Annotated in this window: 24 protein-coding genes and 1 riboswitch; of the genes, 2 read left to right on the top strand and 22 right to left on the bottom strand. The window is 56.1% G+C overall.

Going from position 1 to position 25,188, the window contains the following annotated elements:
- Nucleotides 1-188: 188 nt before the first annotated feature.
- From ACTLLP_RS03500 to ACTLLP_RS03440, 13 genes are all read right to left on the bottom strand, one after another.
- A complete protein-coding gene (locus tag ACTLLP_RS03500) occupies nt 189-464 on the bottom strand; it encodes a hypothetical protein (RefSeq protein WP_441059570.1) in 276 nt (91 codons plus the stop codon).
- Between the two features lie 321 nt (nt 465-785).
- Nucleotides 786-1,541, bottom strand: coding sequence for a UPF0280 family protein (locus ACTLLP_RS03495; protein ID WP_502361644.1), 756 nt, complete (start codon nt 1,539-1,541; stop codon nt 786-788).
- 2 nt (nt 1,542-1,543) lie between these two features.
- The gene (locus ACTLLP_RS03490; protein ID WP_441060771.1) at nt 1,544-1,945 is read right to left on the bottom strand and encodes an NIL domain-containing protein; all 402 of its coding nucleotides are present in this window, start codon (nt 1,943-1,945) and stop codon (nt 1,544-1,546) included.
- Nucleotides 1,945-3,162 (bottom strand): homocysteine biosynthesis protein, encoded by a 1,218-nt coding sequence (locus tag ACTLLP_RS03485; protein WP_441060769.1) that lies wholly within the window; start codon nt 3,160-3,162, stop codon nt 1,945-1,947. The genes ACTLLP_RS03490 and ACTLLP_RS03485 overlap by 1 nt, the downstream gene beginning before the upstream one ends.
- A gap of 98 nt (nt 3,163-3,260) precedes the next feature.
- A riboswitch (SAM riboswitch) is annotated at nt 3,261-3,374 on the bottom strand.
- 52 nt (nt 3,375-3,426) lie between these two features.
- Nucleotides 3,427-5,010, bottom strand: a complete 1,584-nt coding sequence (locus ACTLLP_RS03480; protein WP_441060767.1) for a peptidoglycan D,D-transpeptidase FtsI family protein — start codon at nt 5,008-5,010, stop codon at nt 3,427-3,429.
- An 86-nt stretch (nt 5,011-5,096) separates the two neighbouring features.
- On the bottom strand, nt 5,097-6,074 hold the full coding sequence (gene mltG, locus ACTLLP_RS03475; protein ID WP_441060765.1) for an endolytic transglycosylase MltG: 978 nt from the start codon (nt 6,072-6,074) through the stop codon (nt 5,097-5,099).
- 10 nt (nt 6,075-6,084) lie between these two features.
- Complete coding sequence (locus ACTLLP_RS03470; protein WP_441060763.1) at nt 6,085-7,476, bottom strand: VanW family protein; 1,392 nt, start codon at nt 7,474-7,476, stop codon at nt 6,085-6,087.
- A gap of 48 nt (nt 7,477-7,524) precedes the next feature.
- The gene (locus ACTLLP_RS03465) at nt 7,525-7,794 is read right to left on the bottom strand and encodes a DUF1292 domain-containing protein (RefSeq protein ID WP_441060761.1); all 270 of its coding nucleotides are present in this window, start codon (nt 7,792-7,794) and stop codon (nt 7,525-7,527) included.
- Between the two features lie 25 nt (nt 7,795-7,819).
- A complete protein-coding gene (gene ruvX, locus ACTLLP_RS03460; RefSeq protein ID WP_441060759.1) occupies nt 7,820-8,245 on the bottom strand; it encodes a Holliday junction resolvase RuvX in 426 nt (141 codons plus the stop codon).
- Between the two features lie 5 nt (nt 8,246-8,250).
- Entirely contained in the window at nt 8,251-8,565 is a 315-nt protein-coding gene (locus ACTLLP_RS03455; protein WP_441060757.1) for an IreB family regulatory phosphoprotein, read from the bottom strand.
- 46 nt (nt 8,566-8,611) lie between these two features.
- A complete protein-coding gene (gene alaS, locus ACTLLP_RS03450) occupies nt 8,612-11,266 on the bottom strand; it encodes an alanine--tRNA ligase (RefSeq protein WP_441060755.1) in 2,655 nt (884 codons plus the stop codon).
- A gap of 170 nt (nt 11,267-11,436) precedes the next feature.
- Nucleotides 11,437-12,666, bottom strand: coding sequence for an ISLre2 family transposase (locus ACTLLP_RS03445; protein ID WP_441060753.1), 1,230 nt, complete (start codon nt 12,664-12,666; stop codon nt 11,437-11,439).
- The gene (locus tag ACTLLP_RS03440; protein ID WP_441060751.1) at nt 12,663-12,884 is read right to left on the bottom strand and encodes a hypothetical protein; all 222 of its coding nucleotides are present in this window, start codon (nt 12,882-12,884) and stop codon (nt 12,663-12,665) included. Before ACTLLP_RS03440 ends, ACTLLP_RS03445 begins: the two co-directional genes overlap by 4 nt.
- A gap of 178 nt (nt 12,885-13,062) precedes the next feature.
- Between ACTLLP_RS03440 and sigK the strand changes: the two genes are divergently transcribed.
- Entirely contained in the window at nt 13,063-13,698 is a 636-nt protein-coding gene (gene sigK / locus ACTLLP_RS03435; RefSeq protein WP_441060749.1) for an RNA polymerase sporulation sigma factor SigK, read from the top strand.
- 147 nt (nt 13,699-13,845) lie between these two features.
- On the opposite strand, the gene ACTLLP_RS03430 is transcribed toward sigK, so the two are convergent.
- From ACTLLP_RS03430 to ACTLLP_RS03410, 5 genes are read right to left on the bottom strand one after another with little or no spacing between them, the layout of a single operon-like run.
- Entirely contained in the window at nt 13,846-14,949 is a 1,104-nt protein-coding gene (locus tag ACTLLP_RS03430) for a 4Fe-4S dicluster domain-containing protein (protein ID WP_441060748.1), read from the bottom strand.
- 2 nt (nt 14,950-14,951) lie between these two features.
- Nucleotides 14,952-15,251 carry a helix-turn-helix domain-containing protein gene (locus ACTLLP_RS03425; RefSeq protein WP_441060746.1) on the bottom strand — a complete coding sequence of 100 codons (300 nt, stop codon included), beginning with the start codon at nt 15,249-15,251 and terminating at the stop codon, nt 14,952-14,954.
- A gap of 1 nt (nt 15,252) precedes the next feature.
- A complete protein-coding gene (locus tag ACTLLP_RS03420; RefSeq protein ID WP_441060744.1) occupies nt 15,253-17,226 on the bottom strand; it encodes an FAD-dependent oxidoreductase in 1,974 nt (657 codons plus the stop codon).
- Between the two features lie 27 nt (nt 17,227-17,253).
- On the bottom strand, nt 17,254-18,540 hold the full coding sequence (locus tag ACTLLP_RS03415) for an FAD-dependent oxidoreductase (RefSeq protein WP_441060742.1): 1,287 nt from the start codon (nt 18,538-18,540) through the stop codon (nt 17,254-17,256).
- 2 nt (nt 18,541-18,542) lie between these two features.
- Nucleotides 18,543-19,031: a hydrogenase iron-sulfur subunit gene (locus tag ACTLLP_RS03410; RefSeq protein WP_441060740.1), complete on the bottom strand. Its 489-nt coding sequence runs from the start codon at nt 19,029-19,031 to the stop codon at nt 18,543-18,545.
- A gap of 506 nt (nt 19,032-19,537) precedes the next feature.
- Between ACTLLP_RS03410 and ACTLLP_RS03405 the strand changes: the two genes are divergently transcribed.
- The gene (locus ACTLLP_RS03405) at nt 19,538-20,647 is read left to right on the top strand and encodes a glycerol dehydrogenase (protein WP_441060738.1); all 1,110 of its coding nucleotides are present in this window, start codon (nt 19,538-19,540) and stop codon (nt 20,645-20,647) included.
- Between the two features lie 36 nt (nt 20,648-20,683).
- Here the strand turns inward: ACTLLP_RS03405 and ACTLLP_RS03400 are convergent, their stop codons facing one another.
- The 4 genes from ACTLLP_RS03400 to ACTLLP_RS03385 all read right to left on the bottom strand — a co-directional run bounded on the left by ACTLLP_RS03400 (nt 20,684) and on the right by ACTLLP_RS03385 (nt 25,185).
- Nucleotides 20,684-22,942: a diguanylate cyclase domain-containing protein gene (locus tag ACTLLP_RS03400; protein WP_441060736.1), complete on the bottom strand. Its 2,259-nt coding sequence runs from the start codon at nt 22,940-22,942 to the stop codon at nt 20,684-20,686.
- Nucleotides 22,923-23,567, bottom strand: coding sequence for an HD-GYP domain-containing protein (locus ACTLLP_RS03395; RefSeq protein ID WP_441060734.1), 645 nt, complete (start codon nt 23,565-23,567; stop codon nt 22,923-22,925). Before ACTLLP_RS03395 ends, ACTLLP_RS03400 begins: the two co-directional genes overlap by 20 nt.
- A gap of 90 nt (nt 23,568-23,657) precedes the next feature.
- Entirely contained in the window at nt 23,658-24,287 is a 630-nt protein-coding gene (locus ACTLLP_RS03390; protein ID WP_441060732.1) for a coenzyme F420-0:L-glutamate ligase, read from the bottom strand.
- A complete protein-coding gene (locus ACTLLP_RS03385) occupies nt 24,274-25,185 on the bottom strand; it encodes an N-acetylmuramoyl-L-alanine amidase (RefSeq protein ID WP_441060731.1) in 912 nt (303 codons plus the stop codon). The genes ACTLLP_RS03390 and ACTLLP_RS03385 overlap by 14 nt, the downstream gene beginning before the upstream one ends.
- Nucleotides 25,186-25,188 lie beyond the last annotated feature (3 nt).

Here is a 25,188-nt window from a genome sequence, read left to right as displayed (position 1 = left end):
CTCGCTCCTCCTTTCAGTCCATGAAAATTGTCCGTGAGGGGCGAGGTCTCCTCCTTCATTAACCTCCTCCGTCACCTACTGAAATTGTACGCCCTCTAGGTGGTTCGGGAGAAAACTTCTCTTCATGGAAACCTCGCCGCCCAGGATAGTCCCGGTACCTACGCCATTAAGGGATCAAACTATTGAGGCTAGGCCGGCTTAGTTCCCGCAACACGTGCTTCACCCACGGAACTCCGGCAGAGGGCCCCCCTCAATGCCGGCAACCCAACTTTAAGCCAACTCCCCGCCTCCTCTATCTTCCGCTTTACCTCTGCCCGCACCGCCTGAGCCAAATGTTCTTGCCTGGCCAGCGGTACCGGCCAACGAGAAGTGTACCTTCCGAGCACCCCGTTGACTCGAGCAGCCAAAACCCGGGCCATTCTGTCCCCTCCTGCCTCCGTCCAGCTGGCTCCCGGCCGCTTCATCCGCCGCGCCACGTTGTGCTGTACTTGCCTCGAGATACTGCCAGAGCTTCTCTATTCTCCTCCTCTTAGCCCCGCGAACTCTCCTTGCTACTCCTCCCAAAATCTCCTCTACTCTCTCCCGGTCCCCCAGATAAATGGCTTGCCTGATCCCACTATAGGCCTCTTCATTGTGCCAGAGGGCCTCTATAAGCCGCCGGTTCAGACGATAAGGATCTAATCAGCCCATGAAAATTGTCTGCAAGGGGCGAGGTCTCCTCCTTCATGAACCTCCTCCGTCACCTACTGAAATTGTACGCTCTCCTCTGCGGAGTTTGAGCAGTATTAAGACTCGGGAGGAGAGAGCGGTACCAGCTTGGCCTTACCCCAGACCCCTAAGTGCTCCCCAAGGATGACCACCGCTCCCAGAACTCCGGGGATTTTCTGGACAAAAGAAAGGGCTTCTTCTATATCCTCGGGCGTCTTAACCCGGTTGCCCAAGGCGGTGGCAGCAGCGTCGGCCAAGGCCGCACTGGCAGCCAGCACCACCGCCGCGTCGGTTTTCCCAAGACTTAACGAGTGCCCCACCGTCCCAGAGGAAGTGCATATCCCCGCGGGAGTGAGCTCAGGAGGTATAAGCAATGCCACGCGCGAGGAAAGAGGAGAACTGCCAGCGTAGATTCCTACCTTGCGCTGGCACGAACTCTTGAGGTAAATGTCCCCGCCGTTTTCCACCACCACCTCACGGGAAAAGCGGCCAAGATATTTACCCACCAGATCGGCGAAGGCTCCCGCCACCGCCGCCATCGGGCCCACCCCGGCGAGTTCCGCCGCCCCCGCCATAGCCCAGGCTAGCGGCAAAGCTCCGGGAAGTGGCTTATGAGGCACGAGCGCAGCGGCGAAAGCAGGATCGCGTCTCAGGTAGTCCTCTAGAAGTTGCCGCTGCTCCCGCACCAACTTCTCCACTTTCCAGACCAAGGAGGAAGAGAAGCGTTCGCGCCGGACCCCTAGTAAAAGATCGGTCTCTTTAACCTTGACCTCAAAAAAAGCAAGGTTGTCCTGGCGCAAAGCGGCGCGGTAAAAACGACGTTGATCCGGCACCTTTAAAAGCGAACCTCCATCGCCTTCATCGGGCAGGCGCGGACGCAGAGTTGGCAAACCACGCACGCCTCCCCGTCAAAGCGCACCAGCATGGAGGGTCGCTCGAAATGCAGAGCTCCGGTGGGACAAATAGCCGTGCAGGCGCCGCAATGGGTGCAGCGCTCCTCATTGCGGATAATCTCCTCGGTAAGCGGTTGTACCCCTACCCCTTGGCGCTTCAGGTAGTCGATACCCTCTTCTACCCGGGCGCCGCTCACCTCGAGGACCATCATTCCCTCCTTGTGAGGGTTAATATTGGCCTTGAGAATATTAATCATTAAATCGAAATCCTTAACCAACCGATAAATAATCGGTTTGTCGGCTATGGCAGCAGGGAAACGCAGCACCACTTTGCTAGGGGCCATTACACTTTACCCCCCTTCTCCCTAATCTCTAGCGTCTTAGGCGTGAGACCGGAGTCCGGGCCAGGAAGCAGCTCCACCGGCTCGGATAAGAAAAATCGGCCTTCCTGTATCCATTCCTTAAGAATCTGGCAAATCTCCCGGGCACGGGCGTAACTGGAAAGGGAGGCAGTGGGAATGGTCTTGCCGTTAAGCTTTATTTGCCCTGAGCGGAGCTCAGCATAGCTGACCCACCCTAGCTGACCCGGCTGCCGCTGCGGATAACTCTCGGCGAAATCCACCACCGGGGCGTAGAGTTCCCGATCCGGTCGCGAAGCGTAGTAGCACACTTCTTCATCCAGGATGGGGATGGGCACACCGATGCCCACCGAGAGGGAAACCCCGTAGCCCAGCATACTGGTTCCCCTCAGCCAGCGTGGACTCATACGCTTAAGATCGCCCATGACCGACAGCGTTCCACCGGAGGGTATGCGCGCCGCTCCTTCGGGGAGCTCGGGGATGGCGGGAAAGTGCTGGGTGCCATGATTCACCACGTAACCGATACCCCCACCCAGAAATATCCTGGTGCCAATGCCTATAGAGCGAAAGAAAGGATCTTTAAGTAAAGGACTGAGTTGCCCCGAAGTGGAATAATGAGCGTTACCGAGGCGCGGCTTCAGCACCCCCATGTAAGTGTACAGGGTGCGGTCCCCAACATTGACTGCACAGGCGTAGTTTTGATAAGCGTTACGCAGGTTAAAAAGAAAAGCTTCGTTCAAGTCATCGATAGTCAAAACCGTCTCTATTTCCCTCCGAGGATAACAGTCGGTACCGTAACCCGTGGCCTTCAACTTAATTGGGCGCCGAGCCACCAGATCTTCGATAACGTGCCCTCCTCCGTAGCGGAACTCTCCAGGGTAATCGGCGTTAAGAGGATCGCCTTCACGGACCGCTGTCGCTCCCAAAAACGCATCCACCGCCGCAAAACCCGCGTAAGCGGGCACATCGTTGAGCCAGACCTTAAAGAACTTGATGCGAGGAGCGCTATGCCCAAAGTTAAAAAAAGCTCCCGAGGAGCACATGGGAGCAAAGGTCCCGGTAGTGACCACGTCCACCTCCCGGGTCACCTGCTCGACTCCTTTTTCTTCCACTAGCGATACCAATTCCTCTGCCGTTACCACTACCACCTTACCCGCTTTGATTTTCTCATTGATTTCGGCGAAGGTCTTGATAACACTCATCGCTCTGTCCATCCCTCCCCCTCGGGCAAATTAAAGCTATAAAGGCCTCCCCCTCACAGGTAAGAGGCCGTTGGCTCGGTTTTCGAGCTCTATCAGCGCTCTTATCCTTCAGGAGAGCTTCCTCCCGCAGGGATTAGCACCTGGCCCACCCGCAAGGTGGACTGGTTGCCGGGCTTCATCGGGCCTGTTCCCTCCGCCACTCGCGATAAGAGCTCACATCGGGTCGCATATATGGCTTAAGTGTATCAGTCCTTTTTCTCGGAGTCAATTATCCAGCAGCGCCGTCGCAATAGCGCGGAAAAGCGGAGCGGCGTCCTCTCCTCCACCCTTTCCACCCTCCTTCATAACCACCACCACGTAACGTGGTTCCTGAACCGGGAAAAAACCGGCAAACCAAGAGCAAAGCCTGCCACCCCCGAGTTCTGCCGTGCCCGTCTTCCCACCACTCCCCACCCCGGGGAGTTGAGCCTGACGGGCCGTGCCCTCCCTCACCGCCTCCACCATCATTCCCTGGAGCTCGGTAGCCACCTCCGACGAGAAGAGCCTTCGCCCCGGATCAGGGGACAGTTCTCTCCACACCCCGCGCTGCTTGAGACGTTTCACTAGCCGAGGACGGACATACACTCCATCGTTCACCAAAGCGTTTACCATCGCCGCCACCTGCACCGGCGTAAGAAGCAAAGGCCCTTGGCCCACGCAGAGGTTAACCAGGCTAAAAGGCTCGGCCAGCCGCTCAACTCGCTGGCGGGGATCGGGCGGTAGAGGATAACCAATAACCGACCGATCATCAAAGGCGAAGGCACGGTAGTAGCTAATAAGTTTATCCAGCCCCAGCCTCTGCCCCACCTGAGCAACGACCGGATTGCAAGACTGAGCCAGGGCCTGCCGCAAAGTGAGCCAGCCGTGCCCCTCTTTTTTCCAGCAGGGGATTAAAGGTCCCTTTTCCCCCCGGCAGAGCCAACGTTCTTCGGGCCGCACTATCCCCTCTTCCAGCGCCGCCGCCACCACTAGCAACTTAAAAACCGAACCGGGCGGGTAGGGAGCAAAAGCGCGGTCGAAAAAGGACACGTCCATTCCCTGCCTTTCCGGGTGCTCGGGATCGAAAGCAGGGCGGCTAGCCACCGCCAATATGTCTCCCTTGCGTGCTTCCAACACCACCACCGCGCCCTGAAAAGGCTGGGAATCCAGAATAGCTTCCACCCGCCGCTGCACTCCGGCATCCAAGGTGAGTTGCACCTCGCCCCGGAACCGGTCATCCAGCAATAAAAAATGCAGTTGCCCTGAACCAAGAGGCCGGCCGCAGGCATCGTGGTAAACTCCCGCGGCCAGGGCTGGAAAACCGCTTTGAAGCAGAGAGTCATAAAGGCACTCGCATCCCAGCCTCCCCACCCAGTCGCTTCCACCACGCCGCCGCTCCTCCGGAAAGGCTACCTTCCCCAGATAGCCCACCACGTGTACCGCCAAAGGGGGATAGGTATAGCGGGCCCGATAAGGCACCGTGAATAACCCGGGCAGGCCTAGGGATTTAATCGCTGCTTCCTGCGCTGGAGTCAAAGCGTAGGGCAAAACTCCAGCCTCCCCCCGTAGCCACCGGGACACCTCCTCCACCGGCCGATCCAGCACCTGGCTCAACTGCCGCGCCACCAACCCCCGTTCCGGCAAGAGGACACCAAAGAAAGCCACTCGCCTTTCTTCCCGACCTCCCGCCAGTGCTCGGCCTTCCCGATCGGTAATTCGGCCACGAGGATACTCTTCCAATGCCACCGCACAAGCCTGCTGGCAAAAAGCCCCCCAGGCATAGGTGGCATGCCGATAATATTGCAAAATAACCAAGCGCGCCGAGAGCAAGACCCAAGCTCCCAGCAGTGTCCAAAAAATATAGACAACCCTCCGACGATACCTCATATATCCAGTTTCGCCAAAGGAATCGTCTTTTATCCCTGGTAGCGCCGGATATTTTCCTCGTGCTCGATTAAGGTGCGGGCGAAAGCGTGGTGCCCGTCAGGCTTGGCTACGTAATATAGGTAATCGGTGGCTTGGGGGTACAGGACCGCTTCTAAAGAAGCCTTACCGGGGAACGCTATGGGTCCAGGTGGCAATCCCTGAATGCGGTAGGTGTTATAAGGGGAATCTACCTGCAGATCGGAATGAGTGAGAGGGCGATCCCATTGATTTAGCGCGTAAGCCACGGTGGCATCCACTTGCAAAGGCATACCTATATGCAGACGGTGATAAAGCACCCCGGCAATGAGAGGGCGCTCGTCGTCATACTTGGCCTCTCGCTCCACCAAAGAAGCCATTGTCACTAGTTGATTCAACGTCAATCCCTGTTCTCGGGCCCCTGCTTCCAGGTCCATCTCCCGGGATACCTGGGCAAACCGCTCCAACATGAGGTTGAGAATTTCGGGCAAAGGTGTGCCCGCTGGCACCACATAAGTATCGGGGAAAAGGTACCCCTCCAGCCGCCGGCGACCTGCTGGAGCTTCATGCAGAAAACTGTAAGAGAAAGGATAATGCTCTGCCACCTGCCAGAATTCCTGGGAGTCGGCTATGCCTTTCGCCTGAAGAAGCTCAGCCAGCTGCTCCAGAGTGTATCCCTCGGGCACCGTTATGCGCCACCGAACTGGACCCCGGGCTAGCTGCTCCGCCACCTGCGCCAGGCTCAGGCGACCGCGGAAGAGGTACTCGCCAGGAGAGATTCTTTGATCGATTCCCTGCCAATGGATATAAATCCGGAAACACAGAGAACTCCGGATCACTCCCTGGCGCTGGAGCCGGTCTGCGATCCAATGCGCCGAGACTTCTGGAGGGACGTAAAGCGCCACACCCTCAGATGGCAGAGACACGGGTCGCAACAGGAACCCCAGTCCCACTCCAAAAGCCAGCAAGAGCAAAAAAAACGCCGAGGCCAACCAGAACCTCTTACCGCGAGGAGGTCGGGGTAGAATTGGCAGAAGGGTTCTCATTCGGCATCTTGCCCTCTCCGGAATCGGGTATCACCACCCTAGGAACCACCTTGGTTCCCACTGCCACTATTTCATCCACTGGGCGATAAAAGCTAGAGGGAAGCGGCTCCTTTCGCACTTGGTTCCCCTCCCAAATCCATCGCTCTGCGCTTACTTTATACCCCTTTTGCCCCTTTTGCTTAACCACCTCTTGGCCCCTCTCTAAATCGGGATCGTCCTGGCGCACCACCTTGAAAGGGATTTCCTCGGTGACCCAGGTGCGGACTTCCACCCGATGCTTAAACTGGTGGTTACCGTAGATCTTGATGGTGAGGGTGTCGTAGCCCACCATTGTTTTAAGGTATAGATACTTGGCGGTATTGTTCTGGAACCGGAAGTCAAAACCACCGTAGGACACGGTGGCATCGCGTCCCAGAGGCACATAGCTCACCGGCAGGGAATGGGCAGTACGCTCCACGATCTTGAGCCCCGATAACAACACGGCGTTGTAAAGAGTAGTGGAAACCTGACAGACACCCCCGCCCACCGTATCCACAAAGCGGTCTTCGATGATCGTCGGAGCCTCCTTGTAACCGGCCTTAGACGAACGCGGCCCCACCACCTGGTTAAAAGAAACCGTCTCTCCCGGCGCTACCAACAAACCATTGAAAGCTCCCGCCGCAATAGAGACGTTATAAACTCGATTGCTCTGGGAAGGGTCAAACTTGGTAGTGAACTGCCCCAGAAGGCAGTCCACCCCCATGTTCTTGACGTCCTCGGTAGTGTGTTTGGGGGGAATGGGCTTCATCGGGAGGTGGATCACCATCTCCCGACGGCGCTCCAATATCTCCAGCAATTGAGGGTAAGCAGCCTCCACATCCGCACACTTACCCTCTCTGCTGGGGATGATGACGATGGAATCGTCAGGCATAACTCTAAAGGCTGCGTTCTGCGGCGGCACGGTGAGCTCCTTGGTCGCTTCCTGAAGAGTAGCGACCAGCTTCTGCTGGTCCACCGAAAATTTCAGGGGCAAATGCAATTGGTGCCGGCGAACCTGCCAGCGCTCCCAAATCCTCCTGCCCACCCAACCCCGATTACCTATTTCCAGCGCCGCTTGCAGAACCGAGCGATCCAGCTTGACTCCCAGATCAGCCAGCGTGAGCCGCCAGCGCTGCCCTTCGCAGTCCACTTCTACAGTGCGGGAAATATAACTTGACTCGTACTGGTTGAACCAGGCCGATAGTTCCCCTGCCGTCTGGTCACCCACATAGTGGCCATCCAGATAGACCCCCGCGACCACCACCCCGGTGGGCCGGGAAGAAAACTCTCCATAGACCAGAGCACCAGCCAGCAACAATACCAGCGCCAAAAAACCTGCTCCTATCCAAACAGCGCGACGCAAGAGAAACCTTCGCCCCTAGTGGCTATTATCCTCTTTGAGATGGAGCTCCTCCCAAAGATCCGCCACCTTTTCCCATTCATCGTCCTCCAGATCCACCAGGATTTCGTTGCCTTCCTCGTCCTGGCTGAACTTTAAGATCAACACGTCCTCAGACTCCTCATCTTGCCCCAGAGGTAGGAGCACCGCGTAAGTCGAACCTTCGATCTCCAGAATGTCTAGCACCTCAAAATCCTGCTCTTCGCCATTTTCGTCCACCAGCGTGATTACTTCTAGTTCTTCAGCCATGCTTTTTTCGTACCCCTTTCCACATCTATATTGGCTCCGCTTCACTCCGGCGCCTTTCCAGATAGGCCTCCAGCAGCAGAACGGCGGCCAGGATATCTTTTACCCGGCGCCGTTTTTTTCGACTGACGTCGGCTGCTAATAGGACCTTCTCTGCCTCTTTGGTAGTAAACCTCTCGTCCCAATATTTAATTTTTAATCCTTGCTGCGCTAGCAATTCGCCAAAACGCAATACTTTTTGTGCCTGAGGGCCTATTTCCCCGGCCAAGGTACGGGGCAAACCCACTACTACCTCCTCCACCTGGAACTGGCGCGCCAGTTCCAGCACCCGCCGTGCATCCTCGCCTTCCTCGGTGCGAATCAGCACCTCTAATCCCTGGGCAGTTAATCCACAAGGATCGGTCACCGCCACACCGATGGTTTTATCGCCCACGTCTAACGCCAAGATGCGCATTGAGTTCATTCCTTAATTACCATCACGCCGGTTTGCGTCAGATAAAGCTTAACAATTTCTTCCAGAATCTGGTCGCGCTCCAGTCTCCGTATAAGACTGCGGGCGTTACGGTGGCTGGTAATGTAGGCCGGATCGCCAGAAAGTAGATAACCCACCAATTGGTTTACTGGATTGTAGCCTTTCTCCACCAACGCCCTAACCACTTCCAGCAGGATATCCCTGACCGTTGCAGGCTCCTCGCGTTGCCGCCGGAAGGTTGTAGTTTTACCCCAATCGTGCTCCGCCACCATCTTAACATCTCCCGCACCAGCATAATCCATTTATTCTTTCCCCAGCTAGCTTATCCTGCTAAAAGGAGGCAAAAAATTAGCAGGAGGAAGCCAAGCGTTGCCGGAGGAACTCCTGACCGAGTTGCAACGCCTCCGCCAAACGGGCCGGGTTCTTCCCTCCCGCCTGACCAAACTCCGCTTTACCTCCCCCTCCTCCTTCCACCACCCGGGCCATGGTTTTGACCAACTGGGCCGCGTTGATTCCTCGAGCCACCGCGCCCGGAGCAGCGGCCACCACTAAGCTTACTTTCCCATTGCTACCAGATCCCAGCATAATTACGCTGGTTGGACCCAACCGCTCGCGCAAACGGTCGGTCAGAACTCTCAACCCAGCCGGATCCTGCATCTCCACCTTAGCAGCCAGCACCTTCACTCCGTCTATTTCTTGCGCTTGGTCCAGTAATTCCTGCACGGTGTAGGCCGCCAGCCGGTCACGAAGCGACTCGAGTTCCCGCTGCAGCTGCTTGAGTTCTGCCAAGGTGCTTTCCACCCGCTGGCTGAGTTGGCGTGCTGGGGCTTTAAGCAAAGCAGCTATGCGATGGTAATCCTCTTCCAGTTCATCGAAATAAGCCAGAGCCCCTTCGCCAGTTACCGCCTCGATGCGCCGGGTATTAGCTGCCACACTAGACTCCGCCACAATCTTAAAGACTCCTACCTCAGCGGTATTACGTAGATGAGTGCCAGCGCAGAGTTCTATACTATAATCTCCTATTTTTACCACTCGCACCACTTCTCCATATTTCTCGCCAAAAAGTGCTACCGCCCCCATGGACTGGGCTTCGGCCAGAGAAGTGGTAAAGGTGAGCACCGGAACGGCCATAAGCACCACCTGGTTCACGCGCCGCTCCACCTGTTTAAGCTCCTCGGGAGTCAAAGCCTGGTAATGATCGAAGTCAAAGCGCAAGCGGTCGGGAGCCACCAAGGAACCAGCCTGCTTCACGTGCGGGCCCAGAACTTCCTTTAGCGCCTGATGCAATAGGTGGGCCGCCGTGTGATTGCGAGCTGTTTGACGCCGCCTCGCCGCGTCCACTTCCGCCAGCACCTCGCTGCCGGCGCGTAGCTCCCCCTCCCGCACCCTTACCCGGTGCACCGTGATTCCTTCCACTGGCTGCTCCACATGCTCCACCAACGCCTCTCCCCCGGGCCACCGCAGCACGCCTTTATCGCTAACCTGTCCGCCCTTTTCCGCATAAAAAGGAGTGGCGTCCAGCACCACTTCGCCCACTTCTCCGGAGGCAAGAACTTCGCGCAGCACCCCATCTAGCATCAAGGCCCGCACCCGGGTGCTTAAGCGCAGCTGCTCGTACCCTACAAATGATACGGGGCCCTGCTCCTCCCGGAGCTCCCGGTAAAACCGCTCCCGCGCGCCCAGATACTCCACCGCCTCGCGAGCTCCACGAGCTCTTTTACGTTGCGCCTCCATCTCCCGAGCAAACCCTTCCCGGTCCACCGATAGCCCGCGCTCGGCGCATATCTCCGCGGTTAGTTCCAGAGGGAAGCCATAAGTGTCGTAGAGGCGGAAAGCTTCCTCGCCGGGCAAAACCTTCTGCCCCCGAGCTAAGACCTTCTCAACGGCTTCGTGCAAAAGCCTCATCCCCTGAGAGAGAGTGAGCAAAAAACGCTCCTCCTCATTCCGAATCACGCGAAGGATATGATCGCGATTGCTAAGCAACTCCGGGTAAGCCTCACCCATGGTTCTTATAACCGCATCGGCCACCCGCCCCAGAAAAGGCTCTTCCTTACCATCCAACACTCCATATAGCAGGGAGCGCCGCAACAGGCGCCGCATCACATAACCGCGACCTTCGTTGGAAGGTAAAACCCCTTCCGCCAAGCCAAAGCTTACGGCGCGGGCGTGGTCAGCAATTACCTTCACCCGCCTGTCTGATGGCGGCAGGTTTACCTCCTGCACCACCGCCGCCACCACCTCGCGGAAGAGGTCGGTAGAGAAAGGAGAGCTGACTCCTTGCAACACCATAGCCATGCGTTCCAATCCCATACCCGTATCGACGCCCTTGTTCTCCAGAGGCAGGTACTGGCCCTTTTCGTCCCGGTAATACTGGATAAAGACCAAATTCCAAATCTCCAGATATCGATCACAGTCGCAACCCACGCGGCATCCAGGCCCGCAGGCTAAAGCTGGACCCAAATCGTAGTAGATCTCGGAGCAGGGACCACAAGGGCCGACTCCTATCTCCCAGAAATTGGTATCACGGCCCAGACGCACGATTCGATCCGGGCTAACGCCAAGCTTAGTCCAGAGCTCCACCGCCTCCTCATCGGCTTCATAAACGGAAAACCAGAGACGATCTCGCTCCAACCGGAGTTCCTTGGTAATAAATTCCCAGGCCATGGCGATGGCTTCGGCCTTAAAATAATCCCCGAAGGAAAAATTGCCTAGCATCTCAAAAAAAGTAAGGTGACGCGCCGTTTTCCCTACCGACTCGATGTCTTGGGTCCGCAAGCACTTTTGGCAGGTGGCCACCCTGCGGAATTCCGGCTTAGCCGCCCCCGTAAAATAGGGCTTGAAAGGAACCATTCCAGCCGCCGTCCACAGCAAAGTAGGATCGTCAGCGGGAACCAGGGGGGCACTGGGCAGGACGACGTGCCCCTGGCGCCGGAAATAATCCAAAAATAACCTACATATTTCTCTTCCTTGCATAAAAATTCCTACCTCCGGTCGTACCAGCATCTGCGCCGCCTTCATTTTAGGATTGCTGCGTTGAGAAGATTATACAGCCCGGTAACCAGCCGGGCAACTCCTGGAGACAGGCAGTGCGCGTCAAGAGTTAGTAGGTGGTTCGGGAGAAAACTTCTCTTCATGGAAACCTCGCCGCCAGGATAGTCCCGGTACCTGCGCCATTAAGGGATCAAACTACTGAGGCTAGGCCGGCTTAGTTCCCGCAACACATGCTTCACCCATGGAGCTCCGGCAGAGGGTCCTCTCAATGCCGGCAACCCCGCTTTAAGCCAGCTCCCCGCCTCCTCTATCTTCCGCTTTACCTCCAACCGCACCGCCTGAGCCAAATGTTCTTGCCTGGCCAGCAGTACCGGCCAACGAGAAGTGTGCCTCCCGAGCACCCCGTTGGCTCGAGCAGCCAAAACCCGCGCCATCCTGTCTGCTCCTGCCTCCGTCCAGCTGGCTCCCAACCGCTTCATCCGCCGCGCCACGTTGTGCTGTACCTGCCCCTCTATGGCCCCCAGATGCTCGGCAGCAGAAGAGGTAACTATCCCCGACCAGTTCTCCCTGAGATACTGCCAGAGCTTCTCTATTCTCCTCCTCTTAGCTCCGCGAACTCTCCTTGCTACTCCTCCCATAATCTCTTCTACCTTCTCCCAGTCCCCCAGATAAATGGCCTGCCTGATCCTACTATAGGCCTCCTCATCGTGCCAAAAAGCCTCTATAAGCCGCCGGTTCAAATGGTAAGGGTCCAAAACGTGCACTGCCCCGGGGAAGTAATCTACCCCCTGCTTGGCCCACTCCGCCCCGTCGCTCCCAAGGTATATTTCCTTCACCTGGCCCATGTCCCACCGGCTCGCTACCCCAGAGTAAACTTCCTCCCACATCCTCTCCCCTTCGCCTACACCGCTCGTTACCAGCTTGTCCTTTAAAGCCTTCCGGCCACCCCCAATCGCTTCTTTGCCTGTGTAAGCTACGAAGAGTTTGACCTCTTTCCTTTTCTCTCCGCTCCTTTGAAGCCTTACCACCATCCCGTCGGCCTCTATGTAAAGCCTGGAGGTCTTCTCTTTACCTTCGGGTGTCTCTCCCTTCTCAAAAACGGCTTCTCTCCTGGACTCTCCCTCCTGCCTGAGTGCTTCTCCTGCTTCCTGCACGGCCTGCCACACCGCCATGGCGCTTATCCCAGGGACAAAATAACCGAGAATTTCCGCTGCCCGCCTGAAGGGTACTTCGCTCCCAAGCTTCACCGCCATCTCCTTCAAACGCGGCGTGCATCTAGACCTCTCCGGCCAGCCCAGAACCTCGTCAAGAAGAAACCTGGCCTCTCCCGTCTTTTTGTTCCTGTAAAGCCGCCTTTTTACTTTGAATTCCCCAAAGCTGCTAACTACGGTTCTTTCCCGAAAGCCTATCACTTCCAGGTGCGCTTGTCCCGGGCGTTCACGAGCCAGGTGTCTATTTCCTCGAGGGCCCAGGCGAAGATCTTCACGCAAGCTTCTTGAGAGAGCTTGTACACTTCTTCTTCGAGCTTGTAGAAGTCGCGGCATTCGGTAATTAGTTTGCTAACTTTCTCCCCCAGAAGAAGGATTATGTCCGCAAGAGGTTGAATGTCTGAAATAGGTTGACTGTGCATGAGACCTCGCTCCTCCTTTCAGTCCATGAAAATTGTCCGTGAGGGGCGAGGTCTCCTCCTTCATGAGTCTCCTCCGTCACCTACTGAAATTGTACGCCCTCAGACAGGCACAGAAGCGCCGTGCTCCCCATACCATAAAGAGGCGAGACACTGCAGAGAAGGAAGGGATGTAATCATCGTGCCTTTAGTAGGATACGTGAGCAACAACTCTTTTCCGCAGCCCTTGTCCGCTGAAGAGGAGAAAAAATACGTCAAGAGACTGCTGCGAGGAGACGAAGTGGCTCGTAACATCCTGATCGAACATAACTTACGTTTGGTAGCTCACATTGTAAAGAAGTTCGAATCCACCGGCTACGAAATTGACGACCTCATCTCCATAGGCACCATCGGTTTGGTCAAAGCCATCAATACATACAACCCCAATAAAGGCACCCGCCTGGCTACCTACGCCGCCAAATGCGTCGAAAACGAAATCCTAATGGTGCTGAGGGGCGCAAAGAAAAACCGCAGAGAGATCTATCTCTCCGAACCGGTGGCCCTGGACAAAGAGGGCAACGAGGTCACGCTGGAAGAATTTCTAGGCACCGACCCCGATGCTATTTACGAAGAGGTAGTGCGCCGGCTGGCCGAAGATTCGCTGTGGCAAAAGCTGAAGCGGTTAACCCGCCGGGAGCGCGCCATTATCTCGGCCCGTTACGGCTTAAGCCACGGGCGCAAATTGACCCAGCACGAGGTGGCCGCTTGCCTAGGGATATCCCGTAGCTACGTGTCGCGGCTGGAGAAAAAAGCGCTGGAGAAGCTAGCTCTCGGCTAAAGCTATCCCCTCCAAGCTAGACCTCGAGCGTAACGCTCCCCTTTTCCATTATTACGGCTTAGCCCACAAAAAAATACCTTGAGTCTTTAAAAAGAAAAGGGGCCCAGGGAAAAATCCCTTGGGCCCTTCCGCATCGCCTCCTGTAGCTTAGGAAGCAGGAGCCGGAGCCGAAGCCCGAGCCTTTTTCTCCAAGCGCAAGGCGTAAACCCCCAAAAAGCGGTAAAGGGCATGGGCAAATTTAGTGTAAGGCGCAGTCAGGATCAGCAGGAACACCACTATCAAGTGCGCGGCGTAAATTAGATAACTGGCCAGAGGCAATCCCAATGCCACCAGTAACTCCAGACCCAATCCACTAAGCCCTGCCAACAAAACCAGCTCCAGAAAGATCCAGTCGGTGAAGTGATTATACACCTCCCGGCCCGCCAAACGCCGCCAGTTAGCGATTAGAGCTCCGGCTATCAGGAGTATCCCTCCCACTGTGCCTAGCAAACGCAAAAACAGCGGGGTCTGCGACGGGTCGCCCTGGGGGTTTAAAAGAAAAGCTACAGCGGTGGTCAAGAAGAGCAGCAGGAAACCATTGACCATCGCTAAATGCATAACCCACTTAGACCGATCCTCGCATTTTCCATAACGCTTCTGTAACACTACCTCTTCCCAGAAGGTAGCCCAGAGATCGCTCAGGCGCAAAGGCAAGGAGCCGTACTCCGAGCGATAGAAAGAACCCATCCGGTAAAGATTGATCCCCAGGCTCGCCAGCACCCAGGCACCTAAAGAAATACCGCACACATCGATAAGGTGGGTGGGCAGAAACTCGTGAAGTTGCACCGCCTGCATATTCATAGGACCGTGGAAGAGGTAAAAAACCAGGCTACCCAAGAAGGTCATGGCCAGATAGAAAAGTAGGCTCAGCCCGGGCGAGCGGTAAAGTATTTTCCCCAACCCCGTCCAATCGTATTGGGCGATGGCCCAGCGTCGCAACGACATAACCACTTCGCCCGGGTCGGCGTGACGTGGGCAAAAGGTGGTGCACTCGCCGCAATGGTAACAAAGCCAGATGGCGGGCGCGCCAAGAATCTTTTTCGTGGCCCCGATCTGAGCGTAACGGACAATCTGCCGGGGGTAAAACGGGTTATTTTCCGACAAAGGACATACAGCCGAACAGTTGCCGCAATTGAAGCAAGCTTTTCCCCGGAGAGCTCCCCAGCGGGCTAGATCCTCGACCAAAAAGTCCGAACGTGCTTCCAAACCCATGGTTACTTTTTCACCTCCACCAGCGCGTAAGTGTAATAGTCGCCCTTGGTGAACTCATCTTTAACCTTGCCGTATTTTCGCAAAGAAGCAAGGTGGCGCATAACCGTGGGAGCAGGGATACCCGTTTTGGCTGCTATCTCGGGAACGGTCAAAGAAGTTCCGGCCTCTTTGATAGCGGCCATGATCTGATTTTTCTCTTTGGTGGCTATCCGCACAGCTTCCCGCCGCTCCTCCGGCACCGGGTAGTGAGCTCGCATAGCTGCCACCGTGCTCTTGCGCTCGTTTTGCGGTTCCTCCGCCACTCTAACGCACCCCCTCTTCCAGAGCCGCATCAACCATGGCGGCAAATTGATCCACCGTGTAGCCCTTGACCCCCAGAGCTCGCTGGGGACACATGGCAGCGCAGGCCCCACAACCTTGGCACACGGCCTCGTTAATCACCGCCTTGCCATCCTTAAGATTTATAGCCCCGTAATCGCACTCTTGCACGCAGATACCGCAACCATTGCAGCGCTCCGGGTAAACCTCGGCCACGTAAGGCTCCAACTCCACCTGGCCCCGGGCCAGCAGCACCGTAGACCTGAGCGCCGCGGCTCCCGCTGATAACGCCGTCTCCGTGATGTCCTTGGGACCCTGAGCCGTGCCAGCCACGAAGAGACCGTCCACTCCCACCTCCACCGGTCGCAGCTTGGGATGCACTTCCAGCAGAAAAGCGTCCTCCCCCACCGGCAGGCGGAGTTTAGCCGCCATCTCCCTGGTCCCCTCGCTGGGCTCCATGCCCACCACCAGCACCACCAAATCCGCGGGCACGGAAACCACCTCGCCAAAAGTGAGTTGGTCTTTAACCTCCACCAGTAATCGGCCATTCTCGCGCTTGACCTGGGGATAATCGGGAGGCAAATAGCGGAGGAATATTACCCCATCATTTGAAGCTCCCTCATAATAGTCTTCGCAATCCCGGCAGTAGGTGCGGATATCCTGGTAGGCCATATAGATGCGCGTATCTGGGTAGCGCCGCTTGATTTCGCGGGCTGCCTGCAGAGCCGCGGTGCAACAATAGCGGGAACAATATTTATTGACCTTCTCCTCCCCTTCCTTGGATAGCTGCCGGCTGCCCACGCAATTGATGAAAACCACATTGTTGATCTGGAAAGCAGGAGAAGCGGTGGGCAACCTGAGTTTTCCCCTGGTAGGACCGGAAGAGGCCAGCAAGCGAACCAACTGGGGGAGAGTAATGACCTCGGAAAAAACTTTATAGCCGTACTCGCCCTCCTTGGGCTCGTAAGGATCGAAACCTGTGGCCAGGATAATGGCTCCCACCCGGAGAGAAAAGCTTTCTTCCTGTTGATTTAAATCAATGAGCCCCCGCGGGCAGGCCTTGACGCATTCCCCGCATTTGATGCAATGATCTAAATCGATGGCGTAGCGGGGAGGAAAAGCCTCGGGGCAGGGGAAATAGATGGCTTTACGCGTGACCAGCCCGTAGTTGAACGGATCGGGAAGTTTTACCGGACAGACCTCCTCGCAGCGACCACAGCGGTCGCATTTTTCGTCCACCAGCGAGGGTCGCTGTTTTAATTTTACCTCCCAATTACCAACAAACCCACTAACTTCCTCAAGGACAGTGGAAGGGTAAAGCTTCACCCGAGGGTGCTGGGACAGTTCTTTTAGCGTTCGGCGGATCAGAGTCGGCGCCTCCTCCTCGGTAGGGTATAACCGGGAAAGTTGCGCCGCCCGGCCCCCGAAAAAGGGCAAGCGCTCGATTAGATGCACCTGGAAGCCTCGTTCGGCTAAATCTTGAGCCGCACGCAAACCAGCGACCCCGCCTCCCACTATCAGCGCCTCGGGGTTAGCTGGCACCCGCACGTTTTCCAACGGTTGAGCCAGCCTAACCTTAGCCACTGCCATCCGCACCAGATCTTTGGCTTTCTCAGTGGCTCGGTACGGGTTATCCGGATGAGCCCAGCTGCATTGCTCGCGGATATTAGCTATTTCTAGCAAATAGGGATTGATACCGGCCCGGGCCAAGGTTTTGCGGAAGGTGGGCTCGTGTAAGCGAGGGGAGCAGCAAGCTACCACTACCCGGTTAACGCGCCCCTGGCGTATATGCCTCTCGATCAATCCCTGACCCGGATTGGAGCACATAAAGATATAATCGCGGGCTACGGCGACGTCCTCCAATTTGGAGGCGTAGGCGGCGACATCGGCTACGTTGATCACGTCCGAAATATTGCCACCACAATGGCAGACGTAGACCCCAATTTTCAGGTCCGACAATCCTCCCCCACCCCTCTTCCAAACTACTTAAAGGTTGGTGATGTAAGCCGACGCCCGCATGGCAGCCGCGCTGGCCTGCATCACCGTATCCACTATATCTTTGGGACCTTCAGCCACCCCTGCCACAAAAACTCCGGGGACATTTGTAGTGGTAGGATCTAACTTCGGAGCAGCGGTCTTAACGAAACCGTAATCGTCTAACTCCAGTTCTGGGAGGAGTTTGGCTAGAGCTCGGTGCTGAGGACGAATGCCCAGCGCTAGAACCACCATCTCGTACTCCTGTTCCACGATACGGGAGTCCGAACCATCGATAATCTCGGCTCGCAGTAAAAGGTTACCGTTCTCCTGCTCGGTAATCCTACCCACACGGCCTTTCCAGAAACGCACGCCTACCCCCTCGGCCCGGCGATAGAATTCCTCGAAACCCTTGCCGTAAGCGCGAATATCCATATAGTACACATCCACTTCCACCTTACGCAAGTTGAGGATGGTGGACTGAGCCTGGCGGATGGTGTACATGCAGCAAACCCGGGAGCAGTAAGGATAGCCGTTTATAGGATTGCGCGAGCGCGAACCCACGCAAAGCAAATAGGCTACACGGCGAGGGATTTTACCATCGGAGGGTCGCACTACCGCTCCATAGGGGCCGTTCGGGATCAGTAAACGCTCCATAGTTAGAGAAGGAATAACATTGGCGAACTTACCCCCACCGTACTGCTCCAGCTTACTGGGGTCATAGAGATTAAAGCCAGTGGCCACAATTATGGCTCCTACCTCTAGATTGATGGTTTCAGGCTTCTGGGCAAAATTCACCGCCTTGGCCGGGCAAACCCGCTCGCACACCCCGCAAAGCACGCAATGGTCCAAGTCCACGGTAGCCACCTTCGGCACCGCCTGAGCGAAGGGAATATAAATGGCTTTGCGCGCGCCCAGACCATTGTCGTACTCGCTGGGAACGTCCACCGGGCAGTTGTTTTCGCAAATACCGCAGCCCACGCAGCGATCCTCATCCACGTAGCGAGCCTTCTTGTAGAGAGTTACGAGGAAAAGGTTCCCTTCCCTTTTGATCTCACTTACCTCGGAATAGGCGAGCAATGTTATATCTGGATGGTTAGAAGCCGCCACCATTTTGGGAGTGAAAATGCAGCTGGGGCAGTCCATAGTGGGAAAAACCTTTTGCAGCTGAATCATGCGCCCGCCTATGCTCGGCCCCTTTTCCACCAGATACACTTTGATGCCCTGGTCAGCCAAGTCCAGCGCCGCCTGCACCCCAGCAATACCCCCACCTATCACCAGCACATCCTTGGCGCCCAATTTTACTCTGCCCCCTTTTGCTCTCTCTGTTTCATCCGCTCCTCAGCGTAAGGTGTCGGTCCCAGCAACTTGAGGATCTCGGTCATCTCTTCCGTGACCTGTTTAAACACGTTGGTGCAAACACTACAGATAGCTTCCACCCGCAACCGGTCCACCTCTATTCCCATCTCTCTCAGCTTGGGACCCAGCTTCTTCATGCGCTCCCGGGTGCGCTCCACTCCCCCCTTGAAAGCACAGTCTGGAGGGTAGCAGGTGCCGATGATAATACCGTCCACCCCTTTGCGAAAGGCTTCCAGCACCAAATCCGGCGGCACCATGGAGCAACAGCGAATCCTGATCAAGCGCACGTTGGGTGGATAACTTATCTTTCCCAACCCGGCAACATCGGCGCAAGGATAAGCACAGCGCTCGGTAGCGAACATCAGTATGAGCGGTTCGTACTCCTCCTCCAACTCTTCTTCATTTTCTTCCAGATGCTCTTCCACCGCCATTCACCCCCTTCCCGATAATTTTCAACATATAACATTTACAATAAAGAACAGGCCTCCACTTCGGTGCGCTTTGCGGGGCTCTCGCTGCCACCTTTTTTCACCAGCTGCATAAAGCGCCACTAAGCGTTTCGCCTAAATTTACTTTTAAAATACTTTTAAGCGCTTGGTTCTGGTTTTGTCAAGAGGAGAAGACGACAAAAAGCATTAACCGAAGCTCAATCTGCGCTAAACCGATCTCAGCGGCTTGGCCCCTTGGACTCCGGCTGGCAGCACGCTCAATTTACGCTGCTTCGCTTACTATTTTTTTCCGCTAGCGCCGCGGAAGGTCTTCGCCAGCGAGCGGCGCGACAGCCAGATAGCGCAGGAGATCGAGCTCTCTAGTTTTTGGACCGCGCCCTGCCTGGAAGCCAGCTTTACACCTTTCTATTCCAGTAGTAAAATGAATTTGAAACGCAGGAGCAACCAGTAAACTTGCTTCTTAAATCGTCACACGGGAGGTTTGGGATATGGGTGTACGCAAGCTTATCGCACCGGCCCGGTATGTCCAGGGAGCGGGAGCGGTGCAGGTTTTGGGAGAGGAAATAAAAGCATTGAAACTAGGGAGTAAAGTCATGGTAATGGGTGATCAAACGGTTTTACAATTGCTGCAGGAACCGGTGCGGGAGGCGCTGTCTTCCGCCGGAATAGCTGCCAGCTTCGCCCTGTTTGGGGGAGAATGCTCCCGAACCGAGATCGCCCGGCTCCAGGAGCAGGTGGAAAAGGAAGAAGCCGAGGTTGTTCTGGGAGCCGGAGGTGGCAAAGCCCTGGACACCGCCAAAGCAGTAGCTTTTTACAGTCGTCGCCCCGTGGTCCTGCTTCCCACCATCGCTTCTACCGACGCGCCGTGCAGCGCCCTTTCAGTCATCTATACCGAGCAGGGAATATTTGAAGAGTACCTAACCTTACCCCGCAATCCGGATCTGGTACTGGTGGACACTGAAATCGTGGCCCACGCCCCGGTGCGCTTTCTGGTAGCCGGGATGGGAGACGCCCTGGCCACCTGGTTTGAAGCCCGGGCCTGCGCCGAAAGCCGAGCTCTTAACCTACCCCGGGGCGAAAGCACGCTGGCCGCTTTGAGCCTGGCCCAACTATGCTACCAAACGCTATTAGAAGACGGATACCAGGCCAAGCTAGCCGTGGAGCGCCACGTGGTCACGCCAGCGGTGGAGCGGATAGTGGAGGCAAACATCTTGCTCTCGGGATTGGGCTTTGAAAGCAGCGGCCTGGCCGCTGCCCACGCGGTGCATAACGCCTTGACCCTTCTAGAAGCTACCCATAACTACTATCACGGAGAAAAAGTAGCTTTCGGCACTCTGGTTCAGCTGGTGCTGGAGGGGAGAGAAAGTGAAGAGGTGGAAGAAGTGCTGGAATTCGCAGTTGCGGTGGGCTTGCCGGTCACCCTGGCCGACTTGGGCCTGGTTCAATTGAGCCAAGAAGATCTGCTCCGCGTCGCCGAAGCCTCTGTCCGACCCAGCGAGACCATACACAACGAGCCTTTTCCGGTAACAGCTAAACAAGTGGCTGCCGCTATTTTAACCGCCGATGCGCTGGGGAAAGATTTCCGCAGCTTAGACTGAAGCCGAACCGGGAGTAAGGGTCCCTAAGAAGGGCTCTTACTCCCTCCTCTTCACTCTTAGATACACGCTACCAGGTAAAAGCTTAGCGTAATGCTTAACCTCTGCCGCAGCCTCGGATATGCGCCTGATGTCGTAATGGTAAACACTGCCAGCCTCCTCGACCATCACCATCGAAACGCTAACGAAAGGAAAGAAAGCCTCGCGGCCTTGTCGATCCACGCTCTTCACTCCGCCAGCTGCCCGATCCTCAGGACGGTAAAAACGCCGTATCAGGCGGTCGAAATAGCGTATGAAACGAAGGCAAACCAGTTCCGCCCTCTCCGGGCTCGCGATGATCACGAAGTCATCGCCTCCGATGTGCCCCACAAAGTCCCCTTCGCTACCTAATTTTCTGGTAACCTGGACCAGTAAGTGAGCAGTAAAGAGAATCACCCGGTCACCCTTCTCGAAACCGTACCTATCATTGTAAGATTTGAAGTTATCCAAGTCGATAAAGACCACGGTGCAGTCTTTCCCTTCCTCGGCCCGCCGCAGCAACTCCCGCTCAATTCCCACCCTGCCAGGCAAGCCGGTGAGGGGATTAGCCCCCCGAGCCATTTCTAATTGCAAGCGGGTAAGTGTATCCACCAGTGTCTGCACCGAGACCACGCCCCGGAACTTCCGGTTGCAAGTGACGATAATCCAATCGTAAAGTCGCAACCTTTCTCGCTTCATTGCTAAGCGGGAAACCACCTCTATGGGGGTGTGCTCTTCCACTGCCAGAAAAGAGGAATCCATCAGGGAAGAAATGGGACGATTGAAATAGAGAGGAACCCCGTACTGGAGTCCCAGATAACGATCCAGGTGGTACCGCATGACCAGGCCCACCGGGTATCCCGATTCTACTACTACCACGCCGTCCAGCGTTTCGTGCTCCTCTAGGATCGCCTTCACTTCCCGCACCAACGTGTCCTTTTCGACTATCACGGCGTTATCGGCGATTCTGCCGATAGATATACTGTGGCCCCGAGTTGGCGTTCGCGGAAAAGTAAAACGCTTCACCGGAGCTATTTCTTCCTTTCGCAAGCGACTCAAAAGCGGTCCCTGAGCAGCGTCCAACTGCAGGTTGGCCAAGGCGAGGAACTCCTTCTTATCCTCCACTCCCTCCGCCACCAAAGTGCAGCGCAAGCGGCGACCATAAGCTAGCAGCGCTTCCAGCAGCGCCTTCTTGCGGGGATTGACATTAACGCCGCGTATCAGAAAGGGGCTCAGTTTTAAAAACTGGAAACGACAATCACTGGCCAAAGGTAGCATACTGATCCCATGGCTACGCACCGCCAGGGTGTACCCCTGAGCTCCATAATACTCCAGCGCTCGGCCAAACAACGGCATCTGCTGAGCCTGCCAAGGCTCATCGATCACCAGCACCAGGTTTTCTGGAGTTGAACTCTTATATCCTGGCCAGCGAAGCGTCTCCCCTCTAGCGACTCCGGGTTCCTTCGGAGCAAAAAAGGGAGCGGTAGAGAGAAAGAGCCGACCTTTAAAGTCTTCCAGCGCGAAATGCTCTAAAGCCATTTTATGATAACTGGCTTCCAGCGCGTTAAGCTTGCCGACCCTACCCGCCAGAGCAAAAAGCATTTCCTGCTGCCCGAAGTAGCCCGGACCATTTAAGCGGGCCTCCCACCCCAGCACCGAGGTGTCCACCAGCGAAAACACGGGCTCGTAGGTTATTTTCAATCGCCTTTGCTGCCAGGCGGCTTCGAACTCCAGCAGCAAAGCCTGAAGAACGGCCGGTGAAAGTTCGGATAACTCCGCCTGGGCCTCCTGGACGGCCTGGTAGATGAGCTCCTCCACCCGTCCCGCTTTATCGTTCAAGGAAGAGCTGCCAAATTGAAAAACCGGGAAACGCCCTCCCAGCCGCAGAACATCTAGCTTCAGACTCTCCTCCAGCAGCACGACCAAGGCGGCGGACAATTGCCTCCGTTCTTCCGCTAGCACCCCGCCATCTAAAGAAACGAACACCAAAAAGGCACCGTTCCAGAGGTTCTTGACCGCCAAAAGCTTAACCCGCGCGTGGAGAGAAGGAACTAGCCGCACCAGCGCTTCCTGCACCTGCGCCAGCAAACCGGAAGCCCGCCTGGTGCCAGCTGTAGCCGCTATTTCTTGGTAGCCCTCTAGCAGGCAATACACCAGCACTAGCGAGCGTTGCTGGCGCAGAGCCTCTATAACCTTGCCCACCAACTCGCGGTTGCCGAAAGTTAATTCCCGCCACAAAATATCGCTGGTTGCATAGTGATCACTTGCTCCGGAAATCACTGCCTCCCACCCCGACCTTGCCTCGACGCCAGGCTAGCAAGCTTTCCAACCGCACTAGCAGTCGCTTGGCCGGACCCACTAACAACGGATCAAATTGCCTTCCACCCCCATGCTCCACCTCTGCCAAACATTCCCTTAAAGTTAAGGGGGGACGGTAAGAGCGCGTAGAAAGCATGGCATCAATGGCATCGGCCATGGCAATCACCCGAGAACCGAAGGGTATACTCTCGCCCCGCAGCCCTTGGGGGTAACCCTTGCCGTCCCAGCGTTCGTGGTGGTACAGTACCACGAGCGCTATTTCGCGCAAGCAGGAAGAACGCACCAGAATTTTGTAACCTATCACTGGATGCTGCTGCATCTGCGCCCACTCGTGGGGGGTAAGGCGCCCCGGCTTGCGCAGGATGTCATCAGGGATACCAATCTTACCCACGTCGTGCAACCGCGCTGCCAATAAAATGCATTCCGCTTCTGGCCCGGTAACTCCCAGTTCCTGGAGCAAGAGCTCGGCGAACTTGGCCACTCGAGAAGAATGGCCCTGCATATAAGGGTCACGCGCTTCCAGGGCCGCCACCAGGCAATCAATAGCGCCTTGCGTCGCCTGGGTCAAAGTGCCGATCACGGCCATACCGACCCCCGCGAAAAATGTTCTGTGCCCCCACGATAACAAGGGAAGGTTAAATTTATTGCTCACTGTAAATTAAATTTAGATTAGGTGCTAAGCCCGCTTTAAAACCACGATGGGGGTTTGTTCGTCCTCATTGCCGAAAGGATTATCGCGAAGAGCCGCCTGCACTTCCGCAGCGAGCTGGGGACAGGTAATGCCCAGAATGTCCGCGCAACCTAAATCGTTGACATCGGCGATCACGGCTTCCGCCCCGGTAGCCCGTTTAACCTCCTCTACCACCTTCTGAGGATCGCGAGGGCCCAAAACAACGTGGCGCTCGTAAGGGTACATCGTACCTGCGATGTCATCGATGAGCGAGAGCTCTCGGCCAGCCACCAGATAAAACCAACCCTTGCGGCCTAGGAGTTTGCCGACCGCCGCCGCCGCGCAACCGGCCAATATCCGCCCGGCACCCACCTCCTCCAAAGCCAGCTGCATGGCGGCCGGAGTGGCTAAGCTGCCCGACTTGTTGGGAAAACGACAGAGGAAACGCGCTAACCAACCGGGTTTAACATTTTCCGGCAAAATAGCCCGCCCTTGCGAAATAGCCACTACACTCTCGGCCAAGGCGATCACGTCTCCCGGACCTGCTATACCAGCTGTATAAGTGCGGGCAACTTCAACTATATTGTCTTGCTCGGTAATAATATGGGTCCTAATGGGTATTTTAGCTACAAACATGACTAGCTACCTCGCTAGCAGGTTGATTATATTTACGGAAAAAGGTAGAAAGAGTGGCCAAAACCAGTTTGCGATGAAAACAAGGATTGCGCAGCACACCTTCATCCACCCAGTTGGTTATAGTCGCCGTCTCAATAATGAAGGCCGGGCACCAATCGATAAGGCTAAGATCTGGGGAGGGAAAGACCCCTCGCCGGGGTATTTTGGTTTTAAGACTGATCTCCTCCAAAAAAGCCCTGGCCTGTTCCTCGCCCATAGGATTATCAGAATTGTAAAGCACCGCCGCCCCTCGCACCCGCTGGTCGGCTTCACCGTGAGTGTGAAGGCTAATAAAAAGATCGGCACCCTGGCCGCGTTGCACCCGCTCGGGCCAAGAAGGGTTCTCCTCCGGAGCTCGGGTGAGCACCACCTTTGTTCCCAAACGCTCTAGGCAGCACCGGAACTCCTGGGCCGTACGCCACGCCACGTCTCTTTCCCACAAGTCCACCGGTCCCCGGTGCCCCCTGTCCTCACCCCCGTGGCCCGGATCGATCGCGATTCGCTTACTGGCGAAAAATCGCCGCCACACCTCCCTACTGCAACGCAGAAGCAAGCGCACCGGCATCCGGTCGGCCTGAAATTCCACTTCCACCCTCACCGGAGTCTCCAGGTGCACGCCGAACTTAATCCATCCAGCCTCTGGCTCCACCGTGACCCGGCGCACCACTCCATCATGCACCAGCAAAGGCCCGGTGTACAAATTGGGCTTGCCTTTAACTTGGAGAAGATAAGTCCGGGCTTCTACTCTATCGAGTTTCCACTCCAAAGGCGCGGTGGCCTCGATCACTATCAGGGTTTCGTCCTCCGCTGCTTCGCTAATCCGGGAAAACAGATTGGTGACAATAGGTGCTAAAGACAAACA

Source organism: Desulfothermobacter acidiphilus (assembly GCF_052073645.1).
In the GTDB taxonomy this organism is placed as follows: Bacteria; Bacillota; Desulfotomaculia; order Desulfotomaculales; family Ammonificaceae; genus Desulfothermobacter; species Desulfothermobacter acidiphilus.
Note: the sequence above shows the minus strand (reverse complement) of the source record. Positions and strands in the feature narration are given on the sequence as shown.